Consider the following 17241-nt stretch of genomic DNA (forward strand, 5'->3'; position numbering starts at 1 on the left):
TTAAAATACATATTCATATAAATCTGTGTTCATTATTTTTTGAAACCAACGTAGTATCACCTGCAAGCAACTTTTCATGTAAGTGTTACTCCCTTTTTTGGAGAATTATTCTTTGATTAGCGTTTTTCTTGTTGATGACCATGAACTGGTGCGGGCAGGGATACGACGCATTCTTGACGATATCAAAGGTCTGAAAGTAGTTGGTGAAGCATGCTGTGGTGAAGATGCCGTGAAATGGTGCCGAAGCAATGATGTTGACGTTGTTCTGATGGACATGAGCATGCCGGGCATCGGTGGGCTTGAAGCAACGCGTAAAATTTTGCGGTTTACTCCAGATATAAAAGTCATCATGCTCACCATTTATACGGAAAATCCATTACCCGCTAAAGTGATGCAGGCGGGTGCCGCGGGATATGTTAGTAAAGCTGCTGCCCCTCAGGAAGTGATCTCCGCCATTCGAGCCGTACATGCAGGGAAACGGTATATTGCTTCTGATATTGCTCAACAGATGGCATTGAGCCAGTTGGAGCCGCAGACGGATGCGCCGCTTGAGTGTTTGTCTGAACGCGAATTACAGATTATGCTAATGATAACGAAGGGGCAAAAAGTGACTGAAATCTCAGAACAGCTCAATCTTAGCCCTAAAACAGTGAACAGCTATCGTTACCGCATGTTCAGTAAGCTGAATATTAACGGTGACGTAGAATTGACTCATCTGGCTATCAAGCACGGGCTTTTTACCGCGGAGACATTGTTAAGTAGTGAGTGAGAGTTTCGATGCTTCGGCATTTTTAAAAACGGTAACGAGCCAGCCTGGGGTCTACCGTATGTACGATGCCGGCAATACGGTCATCTATGTTGGTAAGGCAAAAGACTTAAAAAAACGACTTGCCAGCTATTTCCGCAGCCATGTTGCCAGCCGTAAAACCGAGGCGTTAGTCAAAAGCATCAAGCATATTGATGTCACGATCACGCATACAGAAACTGAAGCCTTACTGCTAGAACACAACTATATTAAGCTTTATCAGCCGCGTTATAACGTCTTGTTACGCGATGATAAATCCTATCCCATGATCTTCCTAAGTGGTGATGCTCATCCACGCTTGACGGTTCACCGTGGCGCTAAGCATGCGAAGGGCGAATATTTCGGCCCGTTTCCCAACGGAAATGCCGTGCGTGAAACGTTAATCTTGCTGCAAAAACTGTTTCCGGTACGCCAGTGTGAAAATAGCGTCTATCGCAATCGCTCTCGCCCTTGTCTGCAATATCAAATTGGTCGCTGCCTTGGGCCTTGCGTTAGCGGTTTGGTTAGCGAAGAGGATTATCGGCAGCAGGTTGAGTATGTTCGCCTGTTCTTGTCTGGTAAAGATCAGCAAGTATTGAATCAACTCATCTCACGGATGGAGTCGGCCAGTCGTGACCTGCGTTTTGAAGATGCCGCACGGATACGCGATCAGATTCAAGCGGTTCGTCGGGTGACGGAAAAACAATTTGTTTCTGGTGACGGCGAAGATTTGGACGTCATCAGTGTTGCTTTTGATGCTGGCATGGCCTGTGTATATGTCCTTTTTATCCGACAAGGGAAAGTGCTTGGCAGCCGGAGCTATTTCCCCAAAGTGCCTGGCGGTACGGAATTGGGGGAAGTCGTACAAACTTTTGTCGGGCAATTCTATTTACAAGGGAACTCAGGCCGAACGCTTCCCACAGAAATTTTGCTTGATTTTACCTTGCCTGATAAAGATTTGCTTACCGAATCCCTAACGGCGGTTGCGGGGAGAAAAGTCCAAATTCAGACGAAACCCCGTGGCGATCGTGCTCGCTATCTAAAACTAGCGCGGACGAATGCTGCTACGGCGCTAGTTACAAAATTGTCTCAGCAATCCACCATTCATCAGCGTTTGGCTGCATTAGCCAACGTCTTGCAGTTGCCCGAAATCCACCGAATGGAGTGTTTTGACATCAGTCATACTATGGGTGAACAGACGGTGGCATCCTGCGTGGTATTTGATGCTAACGGCCCGTTACGTTCGGAATATCGCCGCTATAATATCAGTGGTATTACGCCTGGTGATGATTATGCCGCCATGGCGCAAGTCCTCCAGCGCCGGTATGGTAAAGCGTTAGATGACAGTAAAATACCGGATGTCATTGTGATCGATGGTGGGAAAGGACAGCTCGGTCAGGCTCAGGCCGTGTTTGACTCTTTGCAAGTATCGTGGGATAAAAATAAGCCTCTGTTGCTCGGTGTCGCGAAAGGCAGCGATCGTAAAGCCGGGCTGGAAACGCTGTTTCTTGAGGCGACGGGTGAGGGAATGGCACTGCCTGCTGATTCTCCAGCGCTGCACGTTATCCAGCATATTCGCGATGATTCGCATGACCATGCGATTGGCGGACATCGCAAGAAGAGAGCAAAAGTAAAAAACACCAGTACGTTGGAGCTTATTGAAGGTGTCGGCCCTAAACGTCGCCAAACCCTGTTGAAATACATGGGAGGGCTACAGCCTTTGATGAATGCCAGCATTGAGGAGATTGCAAATGTTCCAGGAATTTCGCATGGATTGGCAGAAAAAATCTTCCATGCATTGAAACACTAGGGACAATGTAGCAACATACTCCTAGTATCCACTCCAGCCAGATAGTTACCTAAGCGCTATGCAATTTAATATACCGACGTTGCTTACCCTGTTTCGTGTTGCTCTTATTCCGTTTTTCGTGCTGGCGTTTTATCTTCCATTCGTCTGGGCACCGCTGCTTTGCGCGTTGATCTTCGTGTTTGCTGCCGTAACGGATTGGTTTGATGGTTTCCTTGCCCGCCGCTGGAAACAAACCACGCGCTTTGGTGCCTTCCTCGATCCTGTTGCGGATAAAGTGATGGTGGCTGTCGCGCTGGTGTTGGTTGCGGAATATTATCATTCTTGGTGGATTACGTTGCCTGCTGCAACGATGATCGCGCGAGAAATCATTATTTCAGCATTGCGCGAGTGGATGGCTGAAATTGGCAAGAGAAGCAGCGTTGCTGTGTCGTGGATAGGGAAGGTCAAAACCACGGCTCAGATGATGGCGCTTTTTGCTTTGCTATGGCGCCCAGAACGCATTGTTGAAGGTATTGGCGTTGCGGCGTTGTACATAGCAGCAGTGCTGACTTTTTGGTCCATGTTTCAATATTTGAATGCTGCGCGCCACGATTTGCTTGAACCTTGATCGAAGCGCCGTAAAAACCAGCAAACGAATGCGGTTGCTTGATAATTCTGTTGACTCATTGCGTCAGGTCAGTAGAATGCACCGCATCAACAGCAACGCTGGTTTGTAAGAAGTTAGATAAATCAGTAAGTTCTGTGTTGCGGGAATAGCTCAGTTGGTAGAGCACGACCTTGCCAAGGTCGGGGTCGCGAGTTCGAGTCTCGTTTCCCGCTCCAATTTAAAGCATCGGCAATTGCGGATGTTGGTTACTAAGACCTGAATATTTTGGCGCGTTAACAAAGCGGTTATGTAGCGGATTGCAAATCCGTCTAGTCCGGTTCGACTCCGGAACGCGCCTCCAATATTTAAGCCCGGGTGGTGAAATCGGTAGACACAAGGGATTTAAAATCCCTCGGCGTTCGCGCTGTGCGGGTTCAAGTCCCGCCCCGGGCACCATTGATAAATCAATAGACGTCAACCGACGTCTATTTTTTTGCCTAAAATCCACGGTTTTACTGGCTTCCACTTCATTCCATACTCTCCCAACGTCAACGCAATTCAATCGACATCAACTTGCTTGTGAGTATACATCTGAGTATATATGTTGGTTCTATCTTGCTCTGTATACTCACCGTAAGCACCAATGAGGATATTGATAATGGCTCTGACCGATATCAAAGTGCGTTCGGCAAAACCAGAAGAAAAAGAGTATTCACTGACTGACGGTGATGGGATGTTTCTGCTGGTTCATCCCAATGGTTCCAAATACTGGCGGCTGCGCTTTCGTTTTGGTGGCAAGCAACATCTCATGGCATTAGGCGTTTATCCTGAAGTCTCTCTTTCTGAAGCGCGTCAGAAACGGGATGAAGCTCGGAAGCAGGTCGCTGCGGGCATCGATCCCCGCGAACATAAGAAAGCGGTAAAAGCCAAACAGGAAGAGGATGAAAAGACCTTCGAAGTTGTGGCTCGCGCCTGGCACGCCGACAACAAGAAATGGTCTGAATCCCATGGCGAGCGTATCCTGAAAAGCCTGAGCGACAATATTTTCCCCGTTATTGGCAACACACATATCGCAGATTTGAAAACACGCGACTTACTGGCACCGATCAAAAGTGTTGAACGTTCAGGACGTTTAGAAGTGGCGAAGCGTCTAAAACAGCGTGTGACTGCCATCATGACCTATGCCGTACAAAATGGCTTGATTGACTATAATCCGGCGCAGGATATGGCGGGGGCGATTATGCCCGGCAAAGTCGAACATCGCCCGGCGTTGGAGCTTGAACGTTTGCCTGAACTCCTTGGTCGCATTGATGGTTACAAAGGCCGTGAGTTTACCAAGTGGGTTATTAATCTCTCCTTACTGATTTTCATTCGTTCAAGCGAGCTCCGTTTTGCTCGCTGGCCGGAAATCGACTTTGAACGAGCATTGTGGACGATTCCCCCTGAACGTGAACCGATTCCAGGAGTGAAATTCTCCGAACGCGGTTCAAAAATGCACACACCACATCTTGTTCCACTGAGCCGTCAGGCACTGGAGATCCTTAAAAAGATCAGAGAAGTGAGTGGGCATTGCGAGCTGGTTTTCATTGGCGATCATTCGTCACGAAAACCCGTTAGTGAAGGGACGGTAAACAAAGCGCTGCAAACCATGGGCTACGACACGAAAACGGAAGTATGTGGTCACGGCTTTCGTACTATGGCCTGTAGTTCACTGATTGAGTCGGGCTTGTGGTCTAGGGATGCGGTAGAGCGACAGATGAGCCACCAGGAACGTAATGGCGTTCGCGCGGCGTATATCCATAAAGCAGAGCATCTGGATGAGCGTAAGCTGATGCTGCAATGGTGGGCTAATTTTCTCGATGCGAATCGGGAGAAAGCGGTTAGTGCGTTTGATTTTGGGAAGTTGATGGTGGGCTGATATGGTAGCATACGGGCAGGCTGTAGTTCTGACTGACTCAGGTTACAGTTTGTTCTGTGGGTAAGAACACTGTTCATATAACTAATAATCACACCAAATACTTGGATATGAGTTTTATGTATTTCTAAAATAATGAACGTTGTCATCAGAGGGAGGGAGGGCATGCTGTGGAGAGTTGTTCGTATCGACTTCACTGAGCGTTGTGCCTGTGTGTTCGGCAGTAAGACACACGACATCACGTCTGGTAAGGGCTTTGTTGTTGTTGATCATGAGGGTAACGAACGGTTCGCAGGTCCTGACTGTGTGCGGAATCCCAATTACGTCAGTAATCCTGGGGAAAAAGTTCCTGATTTGACGAAAGGATGTTTAGAGCCAGGGGGGGAAGTGGGTGGGGATACCTCTAAGGCACCGCCCAAAATAGCCACTGGGAAAGTAGGGGGCACGTCTAAAAAGGACGATCATAGTAACCAAAATGCTATTGCTTATTTGCTACTACGTGTTGAGAAACTTAAAAATTTTCCCAAAATAAAATACAAAAAACTTGATGAGCTATATGAGCGTTATCAACGTGATAGTTTAACCGAGGGTGATTTTATTTTCTTGAATAGGTTAATTGAGAGCAAATCATTTCCTGAATATTCTCTTAGGAATTTACAGGCTATATACGCTTGTGAATTTTGGATTAATCAATTTATAAAAGTTAATCAAGATAAAGATCTAAGCTATGTCGACAGTCTGAAAAGCTATCTTCATGCAAAACTAGCATTAACACCATCTCAAATTAGTGGATTAAACAAGTGGTTCGATAATTCTAGCGGGCGAAAAATGGTCAGATTAAAACCCAATCCTTTTGTTATTGACCCCTCTGAATACTGGAAGAAAGATTAATTTAATATTCTTTCGTTAGTAATACCTATAAAGGTCACACTAGGCTGTGTCCCGTAACTATTTTGTGTACAGTTCAGCATTGTCATAACTGTACAAAAAAATGCTAAGCGATAAAGAACGACCAAATAGATGAATATTTAACCAAAAATCATATCTCGGAAATGATTCTTGCAGCACTTTTTAGCGTGTAGGGAAGTTAAGGGACAGACCCTAAAACAGGTGTGCTTACAGTCGCATAACACGGTTTTAGATGGGTAACCATTTCGGGTATTAGAGCCTGATTTAGGGGCATTTTTCTCGTGCCAGAGATGCTCAGTGAGTTCAGCATTGAGCGCCGTTTCGACGGTTAACTTCGTCAACATGCGGGAAAACGCATTGAGGTCAGCTTCGGTTTTAAGGCCTTTAGCCAATTCAGCAGCCAGTGCTTTGAGTTTCTTTTCGCCCATCGTTGCCTGTCTCTGTTGTTGGAGTGAACATATCAAAAAAGGCAATTACACAATGTAAATTACAGTCTCTTGTACGTTGGTATAGTGAGCACTGTAACACCTTCAATTTTCACATATATTACCGACCTAACGAAAGAATTCTTCGGAAATTATGTTCTAATTTTTCCTCAGCAGTGTCTAAATCACAACCCCATATTTCTGAAATACCTTTAATGGCTTTATCCACATCCCAAGGAAATAAATTTCTTCCATATAACTTCGCAAAAGGAGCATCCGTTTCTGTCAATAATCTATCTTTAGGTATTCGCCCTATTATATCCTTCCCTTTTTTTGAATTTAACATTGCCGGCCCAACTGAGAACCACGCTCCAATATCTATCGCTTTATCAAGCTCTGTTTTTGTGCCAGTAAACCAATGAAATATTGGAACTCCGTCAATCCCTTTTAATTCATCCACAACTTTATCTGCACATCCTCGTGAATGTATGGACATAATCCTCCCTCCTTGATTATTTACCTCCCTTAAAATATGCCTGAACACTTTCAGTTGGATCTCAGCATAGTTTTTATAATCCGCCCCACCATCAAGCCCTATCTCTCCAACATATTTTACTTGAGGTAGTAAAATATCAAAGATGCCTAATTCTTCGTGCCTCAAGTGGGCTAATTCAGGATGAAGTCCTAAAGCAGTTTTTATTCTTTTGCAGCCAGAAACAAGTTTATTGCTACCAATATACGCTTGCGGCGTAGTTGTGACAGAAAGGACATATAGTCCTTTCTTATCACATTGATTAATAATCTCATTTGGATCTTTATATAGATCCAAATGACAATGCATATCAAATTTCAAACCAGTTTTTCCTTTTTCAAGAAAGCTTCCACTTCTTGTAATCCTTCAAAGAATACATTTTCATACTTGCTGACATCCTGCTCTTTAAGCTTTCCAGATTTCAATACCCACGCCTTCAAATTTCTTTTTTTAGCATTTTCAATCGCCATCATTACTGAGAAGATATCATCTCTTCCATCTTTTTTATTCTTAACAAAATTCCGTAAATTAGCATATGATGCCTGGTGATATGTTATTGTTTCTTGAATTCCTCCTCTTAGTAGGGATGCTCGCCTTATCATGCAAGGCACACAATAGCCACATTGTTTATGTTTTCTTTTCCAGTGGCTGCATGAAACTGTGGAATCAACAACTTGGGCTAATGTATTCTTATCTTTACATTGACTAACCATTTTCCCTTTTGTTTCGAATTGATACGGGTTAGTAAAATTCATTTTAATCCCTATGTCATCAAAAATAGACTGTATCATTTCCATAAAATGTGGATGAGTAGTTCTTGTGCTAAGCGAACCTATTCGGCGATTTGTTAGTGGTGCATTCAAGGAGATAAAGCCATTCTCAGGGACATAAATAGATATATTACTATAGTCATTAGCTTTCATTACGGCATCTGCACCAACAGCGGCAAATGCCAAGAAGTTCAAGCTTCTTGTTCTCATTGTAATATCTCTTTGCATACCTCTTCCTATAGGGTTTGCACTGGTACATAGCCTTGAAAATGACCCTATACTTTTAATCCCCTCGGCTATTTTTTCTTGTTTGGCCTTATCTCCTTTGTAAGAATGGCTTATTAGTAATGGTTTTTTTCCGTCGGTTAGAAGATCAATAACACCTATTGCGCTGTCCAATCCTCCTGAAAATAGAGAAATACAATCTAACCCATTTAAATTTATCAACCTACGACCATTAACTGGTTTAAATGGAACAGGAGGTTTCATTCCATCTTTTTTAAAGTCGAAACTCCAGACATCTCCACTCAAGAACTGTAAGGCTTTTTCAATATTTTCTTTATTCTTTATCCAAATAGATGGATTTATGACCCTAACAGATACGTTTATGTCCCGTGTCCAACCATCAAAGCAATCATCACGAACTATAAATGTATCAGCGGCTGTCACGGCCATTGATATTGTCAGAAAATCCATCACCTCATCTGATATTTGAAATCCTAATCTTTTAATTGCGTCGTATACCGGTTTTCCTATAGTTGCAATATCATCACGAGGTTTAATTCCATTCTTCGCAACGACGCCATCACGGTTATAAATTTGAACTGAAATTGTAGAATCATTCGATGCTGGCAACCGACTATAATTATGATCTATATAAATATTCATTCGCTATACCCCTTCCATTCATCCCAAACTTCAGTAATAACATCTTTTTGAATTTTAATTATATCTGACTTTGAAAAGGACCTAATATTTTTACTTATTTTCGGTTCCATATGGTTATCAACTATTGCACTGATATACTCATGCAAATCATTTTCTGCATTCTGCAATTCTTTCGCTGATTGTGCATTATTCCAAGCTTTCCCTACATCCATTGTAACTTGAATAAAAATACTATCAGTTAAATAGCAAATCATCGTTTCAATTAGAACATCGTCTGTAATATCTTGTGGGTTAAATGTAGTCTTCCCATCTAAAGCTTCGACTAAAGCATCATTCATTGCGGTTTGAATTTTATCGGCATCCTCACTCCCATCAGAGAGGGCTTGGGATATTCTTGCAATTGCGTCTTCACATGAGAGCCCATTAAGGCTACTCAGGTCAATTATAGGATTACTGTTCTGATAGTTTGCAACTCCATCATTTAGTAATTCAAATAAATTACCACCAGCACTAACAATATTACCAAGTCGCTCGTTAGCTGAATCTCCTCCACCTGTTACTTGTCGGGAGTAGCGTCCAAGAGCACCTTTTAGTGAAGCGATATCTCTGCTTCGAGCAAATCGACCAAAAAGAGTCCTAAAACCGCTTAAGTTTTTATTTTCTCCATTTTTTGTTTGATCTGCCCAAGGTGGAACAAGGGCATTTCCGTTTTTAGGTCCTTTACTTGACTGTGACGTCCCCATATTTCCTCCTTATTTAAACCAATTTTTTTCTTTTATAAGCGCATTCATCCAATGCGGATTATCGTTTATGCCACTTATAAATCTTTTAAGGATTTTTCCTGCTTCGATATGCTTATCTGCAATTAATACAGCCCCAGCAAAACCAGCAGGTTGTTTACTCCATTCAGTTATAGTTCTAAGGTGTTCAATCAAACTTTCCATAACTGGAATAAACTCATCTTGAGATATATCGCGTAACGCAGTTAAAGCGACTTGAGAACTTTTTCTTGTCGTTGTAATCAATACACTTAACGCATCCCTTGCTTTTGGAGACAAACCCATTACATAATGGCCTGCTGGCATTGTTTCGCGTGATAAATAGATTGATGCTCGTAAATCCTTATCACTCAATTTTGGTTCGATATCAAACCACTTTAAAATAAAATCACTGATTGCATCATCTTTTGTCCAGGATTCTGGTACAGAATCAGGTAATTCCTTAGGTTTCGTGCTTTCTATTTCACTAAATAATTTCTTGTAGTCTTTATTAGTATCAATCATTGAATATAAATCATTGGCAGCAGTCTCTCCTGCACATCTTTCAAATATTACTAACTTCGTAATGACGTTCTCATCTAATGAGATACTTCTTCTTCTAGCAATATTTGATCTCATTTTTACAACATTTAGTAATCTCTTAACTATTCTTGGATTACCATGTATTATTGGTGAGGTTGCAAATATAGGTGCCAACCGGTCTACTTGATCATATGCCCTTGCTAATTCTAAATTATTTTCTCCTTCTAGTATTTTTATAGCATCTTCTTTCTTCATAGGATCCTTATGCCATGATTCCTGTAAAGACTTCTCCAATGCTATCCTTAGCTTTTCTACCAAATCACTATTTACCCCTGCATTAACTGCATGAAGCATGAAAAGATATGATCTTATTTCTAAAAGACCTGTTCTTGGAACTCGGATAGGGACTTGTATTAGTTTATCCAAGTAATCAATATGGTGTCTTGCCGAAGTTCCTTTGAAGTACTCTGATACGGATGTTCTTATCATATCTTCATCAGCAGCAATCACAAATGCCGTATTTGGTAGGAATAGAAATAATCGTATAGCTTCTAATGTTTGTATAGCATTTTGTGGCAAGCAACGATCTAGGTTATCAATGAAAACAATTAAATTCTTCCCTAAGTCTTTTAAAATTACACTATATTCTTCTCTAAATAAATTTATTTGCTGTGGTGGCGTTAATACTTCTTTATCTTTAATTAATCCACTATTTGCGAATTCATTTCCTGTACTAATGGCTTCTTGGTATGTGTTTTCATTAACACCGTTACTGATAATATTTTTAATTGCTCCAACCCCCTTAGAAACCATCCCACCAGTGGGAATGCCGAGAGCTAAAGCAATGCCTTCTAGGGTGTAGCCTAATGCCCTCACTTTATCTACTCGGTTAAATAAACTGAATGTCTTCTCTACAAGGCTTGGGTCTCCTTGGGCTGCTTCGTTAAGTTTGGTTGCAATTACTTCCAGTAATGCAGCTCTTGCGTCATCATATCCCTGATACAGCCAGGCATCGAAATTTACAACTAAGATATCTTTACCATCTTCTTCACTTATCTGTTTTTCTATAATTTTTAGTAGTGAGGATTTCCCAGCGCCCCAGTTACCAAATATTCCAATAGATACTGGTAACATATTTTCAGACTTCAATATATCCACTGCTAGACTTGAAACTTCGCCAAAATTTAAGTAATCAATGTTGGATTCTACGTCAGCCCACATGTGCACTCCCTATTGTTAAACGGCGAACAAACACTTTTATTAATTTCAGATTGTAATTATTGCGTGGTAATCTATTTGCAATAGAACAGTATTACTAACAAGTTTCGTTTAAGGGTGGATACTTAGCCGAAGCAAGTAGCATATTGTATAATTTAGGAGCAGTCATAAACATATGCAACTCAATCCTTTGTAATGCTTCAAAAACCCGTTCCTGATCAAGTTCTGCATACCTTTCTGTTGGATCTGTTGTATTACGGTTGTTAAGTAATCTTTTAACGACTGATGTTGAAAGACCTATATTCATCGTTTCAGCAGCCTGGATCACCGGGTACTTGTGCTGCAGAACCAAATTGATACATTCCCGTTTGAACTCATGGGTAAACTTTTTTCTTCGCATTCTCACCTCGTTAGCATTGCTCATTATATCTCTAACAAAGTGTCCGAAATGATTAGACCATTACTGTGGCAGGACTTACGCTGAGGGAGGGACGTCCATCACATCATTACAGTGTGAATGCGGTCATGAATGATACCTTTGAATGCTGGGTATTATGGCCTAAAAACCTGCCCTCGATGCCATTCCACAAACTGCTCAAGCGGGTAATACTCCCGCTTTTTAGGCAGAAACAGCGGCTTTCCCTCAAAATCCCAGAATAGCCGTTCGACAATCGTGCTGCCGTTTGCACCTTCAGAAACCATCAGTTTCATGCTGTTATCAATACTGATAACGCCAATATCAAACGCAGAGTGATGTACTGAGCACAAAGCTAATCCGTTGGTCACGGTGCAAGGGCCACCATATTGCTTCCATTTGATGTGCGCCGCTTCGAGGCCGACAGGCGTTGCATCGTGTCGTAAATCATAACCACATACCGCACAGCGGTATTGATACGCACGTAGTACCGTTTGACGGAAATGAGGATCGCGAGACTTGCGTACATCATCTAGCGACAGTTCCAGGCGGTTGGCAATTACGTCCTGAACACTTTCAGGAAAGTGCTCGCTTAAAATCTGCTGAGCCAGTTTATCGATAAGTTGAGGTTGTTTGCATAATAGTTGATAGCTGACTTCATCAAATCCCCCCATGACGCTGTGCTTAATCAGCTCACGATTTGGCGGCTCTTTACTCCCTTTCTGCGGTGAACAATACTCGTCGTTCTGCAACTGCCAAAAACCATCTCCCTTCAGCCGCCAGAAGGGCATTTCAGGGTAATGAGCACGCCGCTGCGGCCCAAAGCTGTTCAAAAGTGCCAAGAGCTGCGGACGGATTTCGTCTCCATAGTGAAACAGGCGCGGGTGTCCTTGTTGATAGGCCGATAGAACATAAAGCAGCAACAATGGCTTATGAGGCGCACGTTGATCACCTTTACGCCATATAGACATATTGGAAATTGCTGTTTGAAGTTCCTGGACAGATGGCATACGCAACATGAGCTGAAAAGGGATATGTTGCGATAATGCTCGCAAAATCAGTGGGATTCAAGCCTCCTGTTGCTCTTAGAATGTTACCTCACGCCACCTTATCAACGTAGATAACCCTGTGATGTTGGGCATCGGTGATACGTTGCATATGTGAGATTCTGGCGATGAGTAAAAAGGTGAGCAGATCCTTTATGCCATATTTTCTGTAGATATTATTTTTCATGTTGTTGGCGGTTTTATGCGTTATCGCCATGTTTTTCGCGATGGTTTTTATGGCAACGCCATCCAGCCAATAGCCGAAAAATATTTTCTCATTCGGTGATAACGATATCGTCTTGCCTTTTATTTCTCTGAACGATGACAGGGCAGAGATCACTTTTTTAATCGTACTCATCGATGCGTGTTTTGATAACAGCAATACCTTTTTAGCCACCATCACGGGTGTATGTTTACGGTTATTTAGAATAATAATGAATGCCCGTTGACGGTCGGTAATGATGTGCGTCAGTAGCGTCATTTCGATACCGTGTTCAATATCAACAACAGTGATGGGTACATTACCGCCATCCTTATTTCCCAGACAGGTAAACGCCGCCGTGGTGAAAGGGCAGCGGCTGAATATTTCAATGCTCATGGCGATAGTGGTTCAGTAGAAAATAGCAAAGTGATATCTGACGACGCATCATCCCTGTAACAGCTTTAATACGTTTCCCGACTGCTGATTGGCTTGCGACAAGACGGCCATCGATGCCTGCTGTAGGATCTGGGTTTTTGTCATCGCGGAAACCTCAACGGCATAATCCGCATCCAATATGCGGGAGCGGGCGGCAGCGGTGGCAATTTTCTCCTGTGACAGCACGGTAGTGACGGATTCAAAGCGGTTCATCTGGCTACCGTATTCACTGCGGTAACCGTCCAGTTTTTTCAGCGTATTATCGAACGTGGCTAATGCCGCTCTGGCCTGTTCAGGTGTACCCAGCGTCACAGAGGAAAGCCCCAGCGATTGGCTATCTGCTGGCGTTGGGTTGAGGGTGACCGTTTGCAATGCATCACCGAAACTCGCTCCGACGACAAACGTCGTTTCTTTGCTGATCGGTACTGAGGGCGGCAGTGGCGGGGCAGGCTCTGTCGGTGTGGGAAGTTCATCCCAGCTTGCGCTGCTATTGAATACGCCGCTGCCAACCACAATGACAATCAGATCTTCTGTTACCTCATCAATATGAATTTTTTCCAGTCGGTTTGCTGCGCCCACATTTCCATCGTTAAAGCCCCCGGTGTTGGCATCTTCAAAACGGTCGCCATCACCGCTGTAGGTGATGGTCATACCCTGATAAGTGGTCTGCGCCCCTGTATTGATATTGTATTCCCCGGCTTGCAGCAGCGAATCTGCCGAGTAGGTGGCTCCAGGTAAAAAACCGTTATCTTGCGTAATCACGGCGGTGTTCATGGTGGTTTCATCCGTTACGCCGTTTGCTGACCAGACGATATCGGCGTCTGCTCCTTCTGCGGGTGTACCGGCCAGATGCCTGCCATCTCGCGCAAAGAGCTGGATATCGTCATCGGCGCTTAATGAGTCGATGGTGATGGTAATATTTTTTGCGCCAGCAGGAATGTAAGCCAGCGAAATCACCCCAGAAGGAAATTGATGATTGATATTGGGGACAGGAAACTTTTCAGCCAGTGGCACCGTATCGCCCAGTTTGGCAGGCCGGGGGCCTGGTTCAGTGGGGGCCAGCGGGTAACGACCAAAGATTTGAGTCGATGAAGCGATGCGGTCGATCTCTTCCCTAATCTGCTGATATTCACCGTTCAGGCTGGTCTGGTCGGTATCTGACAACGTGCCATTTGCCGCCTGCACCGCGAGTTGCCTGCCACGTTGTAGCAGATTATTGATGGCATTAAGCCCGCTCTCAGCCGTTTGCATTAGGCTGAGGCCATCTTTCATTCCGTTAGTGATGACGCTGTTGGCATTCAGATTAGCGGTCATCCGGTTGGCAATAGCCTGACCAGCGGCATCATCCTTCGCACCATTGATGCGCAGACCCGATGAAAGCCGTTCAATCGCCTGGCTCAATCGTGTTGCCGATTTATCCTGTTGATTCAGTATCGTTAAATGCAGAGAGGTAATCGGGGTCATTGCGCATCAGTCCTGATTTGGCAAAAGCAACGGGATGGCTTTTATCTGCCGATTATTGATTTATCGGATGACAGGTAATAGTCAGCCCTTCCCGATAATGGAAATAAAAACAGATAAAACATTATGTTATGGTTATTCTCGGCAATAGCTTATCGACGGTAGCGATCAAAAGATAATCGTTTTGATAGATCGATGCGATCGTATCGATCGGCGTTACCGATCAAAAGCGCTCTGAATCAGTGTTCACGTAACGGTATGAAAATTAAGCAGGTCGGTAGTCTGCCCAGTAACCAAAGCAGGCAAAGAAAACGTATTCGTCAATCATTGCCCGACGTGCTGGCTGAGTGCGTAGGCGGGTGCTAATCCACATCTGAATCTGTCTGTCGGTTTTATCAGCCAGTGATGTCCATTCACGATAAGACAGGCCGTTAAGTAGTTCAGACCAGCACAGTAGTATTAACGTTTCCTGAATGCCGGGTTCATTTTCCCGATCAAATAGTCTTTGAAGGGTGTAACTCAATTCATCCAGATGCAGCCGGTCACATTCGCTGATTAGAATGCCGCCCAGCATTGGATACCATCGAAGGTATCGGCTGGCCTCCACTGGCAGAGTGGCTCTGCTGGTAGCCTCAATACGCGATGCTCTTGATTTCTGCACTAGTTTCGCGGGGGCAATCAGATGCGCCTTATGCTGGTCTGGCAGGGAAACTGCCGTCAATCTCAACCGATGGAAAGTATGAATTTTTCTCGTACTGATACCCTGATGGATGGCGTGTGCAGCACTGTTGTCAAGATGGTTTTGGTATTTATCCAGCAACGTGGATAGTGTCGTGTGGCGTGTCATTTGGAAAGTCTCCAACATGCTGAATAACAGACAGACGATATTCTCCGGAGGATCGGACGGCTGCCTGTTATTCAGGGAATAATTAATTAAGGGGGGTGAACTGAAAGGCGTCGTTTCTGGCTGGAATGATGGGATACGAGCAGCGGCCCTGAATTAACTATTCCGATGACCTTCTTCTTCAGGTACATAGCCATTATCTTCAACGACTACACTGTAGATTCCGTCTTTACACGCCGGGCAGAGTTTCTTTCCTGTATAGCGGTTTTGGCACAACACGCAATACCAGGTGTTCGGTTCAGGAGGAACGTAGCTGGCACGGATCTTCTCCCGCAGTTTTTTAATCCTCTCTTCTTCTTTCTCTTCGGGGTCCCGGTAGGCACATGCCTTCAGTTTTCTTGAATCTATACTGAACCGATCATGCTCAAACCAGGCTTCTTGATATTGAGAGCCGTTATGCAGAGTTAACGTACAGCCACAGGATGCACACGTCCAGTGACCCAGGGGCAGGCGGCTAGCCTCAGTTGCATTAACAAAACGATTTTTGGCGTTGTTAGCCAGATAGCATTTTAGAAAGCGCATAAATTGATTCCATTCCTGACGATAACGAGCTTAGTGGAAGCGATTGTCCCAACGCTGTTGGCAGGAAAATGAGTCATGTTTAGAACGTGTGGCTATTGGCGAGACTGATCGATACGTTGCTGTAACCAGGTTTCGACTTCACTTTGCAGCCAGCGGGAACTGCGGCCCAGCTTAATCGGCCTCGGAAACTCACCCAGTTGAATCAGCTTGTAAAACCATTTGTCGGTTAATCCGGTCAACTGGGTGATGAAGATCATATCGACGAACTGGTCGTTAAGAAGGCGGTAATCAGCAGCGGTACTCATCGTTTTTCTCCTTGAATAAATGGGAGAAGGAGCCGGAAAATGGAAATTGGCGAACTCCTTCAAACGATTCGTCAGTGGAGTAATTTTTTACAAATGGGTGCGGCGTCTGTTTCTGTTACGTCCCCCACTTTTACATCGGGAAGGAATATCGCTGCACTGAAAAATAATCTTGTCTGTCTTCTGATTCTTTTTACTGAGATAACTCAGAATATACAGCATGTCGTCTCGACCGGTATTGTTGTCCCAGGAGGTAACACGCTCCCCCCGTACTTCATAATATTCCTTGGGGTTACACCAATGTGTATAACCCGCATCATCGGTAATATCATCCCAGAGTTCAGCTACAGAAAGAAACGTATTCCATGTCTTACGGTGTTTTTGGCCGTTAAGATAAAATGCAGCATGAATATGAAAACCATGAAGTTCGGTATATTCCAGTACCCACACGTACCCTACAAGTCCTCTTATACTCACGCTTTGTTGGAGTAACTTAACCATGTCCCCTACAATGGTATTTTTATCTGAGTGTTTAAATTCGTAACTCGTTTTAATATATGCAAAGTCTACGCGCAGCATCAGTAACTTTGAGTAACGCAGGAACAACATCTCCTGATGTGCTCTAAGTTTTTGGTTCAGATGCATGTCATGCTGATAGTTTGGATTGATGCTTTTACACTGACGTTTTTTCATGATGTCTATTCCGGTGAATTTATCTCATGATAATTATTCAGTGCGTTAATTTTTAATAATGCATGGAGTATGCCTGACGGGTTTTTTATAGCCATACATCCGGGGTTGAATGTTTTTAATAAT

Annotated in this window: 16 protein-coding genes, 3 tRNA genes and 2 pseudogenes; 8 read left to right on the forward strand and 13 right to left on the reverse strand. The window is 43.7% G+C overall.

The genetic code is table 11. The annotated features are described in order from the left end of the window. The first annotated feature begins 112 nt into the window (after positions 1–112). The 8 genes from uvrY to GZ59_RS08115 all read left to right on the forward strand — a co-directional run bounded on the left by uvrY (position 113) and on the right by GZ59_RS08115 (position 5986). Positions 113–769, forward strand: a complete 657-nt coding sequence (gene uvrY / locus GZ59_RS08080; RefSeq protein ID WP_011094414.1) for a UvrY/SirA/GacA family response regulator transcription factor — start codon at positions 113–115, stop codon at positions 767–769. Beyond that, complete coding sequence (uvrC, locus tag GZ59_RS08085; protein ID WP_011094413.1) at positions 762–2594, forward strand: excinuclease ABC subunit UvrC; 1833 nt, start codon at positions 762–764, stop codon at positions 2592–2594. The genes uvrY and uvrC overlap by 8 nt, the downstream gene beginning before the upstream one ends. Before the next feature lie 58 nt (positions 2595–2652). Then, positions 2653–3201: a CDP-diacylglycerol--glycerol-3-phosphate 3-phosphatidyltransferase gene (pgsA, locus tag GZ59_RS08090; RefSeq protein WP_005974417.1), complete on the forward strand. Its 549-nt coding sequence runs from the start codon at positions 2653–2655 to the stop codon at positions 3199–3201. Positions 3202–3340: 139 nt separating this feature from the next. Further along, positions 3341–3416 (forward strand) — tRNA-Gly (locus tag GZ59_RS08095). 51 nt (positions 3417–3467) lie between these two features. After that, positions 3468–3541: transfer RNA gene (locus GZ59_RS08100), tRNA-Cys, on the forward strand. A gap of 8 nt (positions 3542–3549) precedes the next feature. Further along, a tRNA-Leu gene (locus GZ59_RS08105) sits at positions 3550–3636 on the forward strand. A 202-nt stretch (positions 3637–3838) separates the two neighbouring features. Next, entirely contained in the window at positions 3839–5098 is a 1260-nt protein-coding gene (locus tag GZ59_RS08110) for a tyrosine-type recombinase/integrase (RefSeq protein ID WP_039291130.1), read from the forward strand. Between the two features lie 162 nt (positions 5099–5260). Then, positions 5261–5986: a hypothetical protein gene (locus GZ59_RS08115; RefSeq protein ID WP_039291131.1), complete on the forward strand. Its 726-nt coding sequence runs from the start codon at positions 5261–5263 to the stop codon at positions 5984–5986. 230 nt (positions 5987–6216) lie between these two features. Here GZ59_RS08115 and GZ59_RS08120 read toward each other — a convergent pair. From GZ59_RS08120 to GZ59_RS22790, 13 genes and pseudogenes are all read right to left on the reverse strand, one after another. Continuing rightward, positions 6217–6432, reverse strand: a pseudogene (locus GZ59_RS08120) (IS256 family transposase); the annotation flags it as partial. Between the two features lie 118 nt (positions 6433–6550). After that, on the reverse strand, positions 6551–7282 hold the full coding sequence (gene qatD, locus GZ59_RS08125; protein ID WP_199559462.1) for a Qat anti-phage system TatD family nuclease QatD: 732 nt from the start codon (positions 7280–7282) through the stop codon (positions 6551–6553). Further along, entirely contained in the window at positions 7279–8619 is a 1341-nt protein-coding gene (gene qatC, locus GZ59_RS08130; RefSeq protein WP_039291133.1) for a Qat anti-phage system QueC-like protein QatC, read from the reverse strand. The genes qatD and qatC overlap by 4 nt, the downstream gene beginning before the upstream one ends. Beyond that, a complete protein-coding gene (locus GZ59_RS08135; protein ID WP_039291135.1) occupies positions 8616–9362 on the reverse strand; it encodes a hypothetical protein in 747 nt (248 codons plus the stop codon). The genes qatC and GZ59_RS08135 overlap by 4 nt, the downstream gene beginning before the upstream one ends. 9 nt (positions 9363–9371) lie before the next feature. After that, positions 9372–11141 (reverse strand): KAP family P-loop NTPase fold protein, encoded by a 1770-nt coding sequence (locus GZ59_RS08140; protein WP_039291136.1) that lies wholly within the window; start codon positions 11139–11141, stop codon positions 9372–9374. 94 nt (positions 11142–11235) lie between these two features. Continuing rightward, positions 11236–11433: pseudogene (locus GZ59_RS22785) on the reverse strand (integrase); the annotation flags it as partial. A 257-nt stretch (positions 11434–11690) separates the two neighbouring features. Next, positions 11691–12563, reverse strand: a complete 873-nt coding sequence (locus GZ59_RS08150) for a phosphorothioated DNA-binding restriction endonuclease (RefSeq protein ID WP_039294884.1) — start codon at positions 12561–12563, stop codon at positions 11691–11693. A gap of 88 nt (positions 12564–12651) precedes the next feature. Further along, on the reverse strand, positions 12652–13197 hold the full coding sequence (locus GZ59_RS08155; RefSeq protein ID WP_039291138.1) for a helix-turn-helix transcriptional regulator: 546 nt from the start codon (positions 13195–13197) through the stop codon (positions 12652–12654). Between the two features lie 48 nt (positions 13198–13245). Beyond that, a complete protein-coding gene (locus GZ59_RS08160) occupies positions 13246–14700 on the reverse strand; it encodes a flagellin N-terminal helical domain-containing protein (protein ID WP_039291140.1) in 1455 nt (484 codons plus the stop codon). A gap of 262 nt (positions 14701–14962) precedes the next feature. Beyond that, the gene (locus tag GZ59_RS08165; protein WP_039294886.1) at positions 14963–15544 is read right to left on the reverse strand and encodes a hypothetical protein; all 582 of its coding nucleotides are present in this window, start codon (positions 15542–15544) and stop codon (positions 14963–14965) included. 153 nt (positions 15545–15697) lie between these two features. Then, the gene (locus tag GZ59_RS08170; protein ID WP_039291142.1) at positions 15698–16123 is read right to left on the reverse strand and encodes a putative zinc ribbon protein; all 426 of its coding nucleotides are present in this window, start codon (positions 16121–16123) and stop codon (positions 15698–15700) included. Positions 16124–16215: 92 nt separating this feature from the next. After that, positions 16216–16428, reverse strand: coding sequence for a helix-turn-helix transcriptional regulator (locus tag GZ59_RS08175; RefSeq protein WP_039291143.1), 213 nt, complete (start codon positions 16426–16428; stop codon positions 16216–16218). An 87-nt stretch (positions 16429–16515) separates the two neighbouring features. Further along, positions 16516–17118, reverse strand: coding sequence for a YagK/YfjJ domain-containing protein (locus GZ59_RS22790; RefSeq protein ID WP_039295609.1), 603 nt, complete (start codon positions 17116–17118; stop codon positions 16516–16518). Positions 17119–17241 lie beyond the last annotated feature (123 nt).

Origin of the sequence: Pectobacterium atrosepticum, assembly GCF_000740965.1 — a bacterium.
GTDB lineage: Bacteria > Pseudomonadota > Gammaproteobacteria > Enterobacterales > Enterobacteriaceae > Pectobacterium > Pectobacterium atrosepticum.

What these genes read in the sequence shown, in the direction of transcription:
- GZ59_RS08150 (WP_039294884.1), bottom strand. Translation starts at nt 12,563, where the DNA reads ATGCCATCTGTCCAGGAACTTCAAACAGCAATTTCCAATATGTCTATA.
- pgsA (WP_005974417.1), top strand. Translation starts at nt 2,653, where the DNA reads ATGCAATTTAATATACCGACGTTGCTTACCCTGTTTCGTGTTGCTCTT.
- GZ59_RS08135 (WP_039291135.1), bottom strand. Translation starts at nt 9,362, where the DNA reads ATGGGGACGTCACAGTCAAGTAAAGGACCTAAAAACGGAAATGCCCTT.
- GZ59_RS22790 (WP_039295609.1), bottom strand. Translation starts at nt 17,118, where the DNA reads ATGAAAAAACGTCAGTGTAAAAGCATCAATCCAAACTATCAGCATGAC.
- GZ59_RS08160 (WP_039291140.1), bottom strand. Translation starts at nt 14,700, where the DNA reads ATGACCCCGATTACCTCTCTGCATTTAACGATACTGAATCAACAGGAT.
- GZ59_RS08110 (WP_039291130.1), top strand. Translation starts at nt 3,839, where the DNA reads ATGGCTCTGACCGATATCAAAGTGCGTTCGGCAAAACCAGAAGAAAAA.
- qatC (WP_039291133.1), bottom strand. Translation starts at nt 8,619, where the DNA reads ATGAATATTTATATAGATCATAATTATAGTCGGTTGCCAGCATCGAAT.
- GZ59_RS08165 (WP_039294886.1), bottom strand. Translation starts at nt 15,544, where the DNA reads ATGACACGCCACACGACACTATCCACGTTGCTGGATAAATACCAAAAC.
- GZ59_RS08155 (WP_039291138.1), bottom strand. Translation starts at nt 13,197, where the DNA reads ATGAGCATTGAAATATTCAGCCGCTGCCCTTTCACCACGGCGGCGTTT.
- GZ59_RS08170 (WP_039291142.1), bottom strand. Translation starts at nt 16,123, where the DNA reads ATGCGCTTTCTAAAATGCTATCTGGCTAACAACGCCAAAAATCGTTTT.
- GZ59_RS08140 (WP_039291136.1), bottom strand. Translation starts at nt 11,141, where the DNA reads ATGTGGGCTGACGTAGAATCCAACATTGATTACTTAAATTTTGGCGAA.
- GZ59_RS08115 (WP_039291131.1), top strand. Translation starts at nt 5,261, where the DNA reads ATGCTGTGGAGAGTTGTTCGTATCGACTTCACTGAGCGTTGTGCCTGT.
- GZ59_RS08175 (WP_039291143.1), bottom strand. Translation starts at nt 16,428, where the DNA reads ATGAGTACCGCTGCTGATTACCGCCTTCTTAACGACCAGTTCGTCGAT.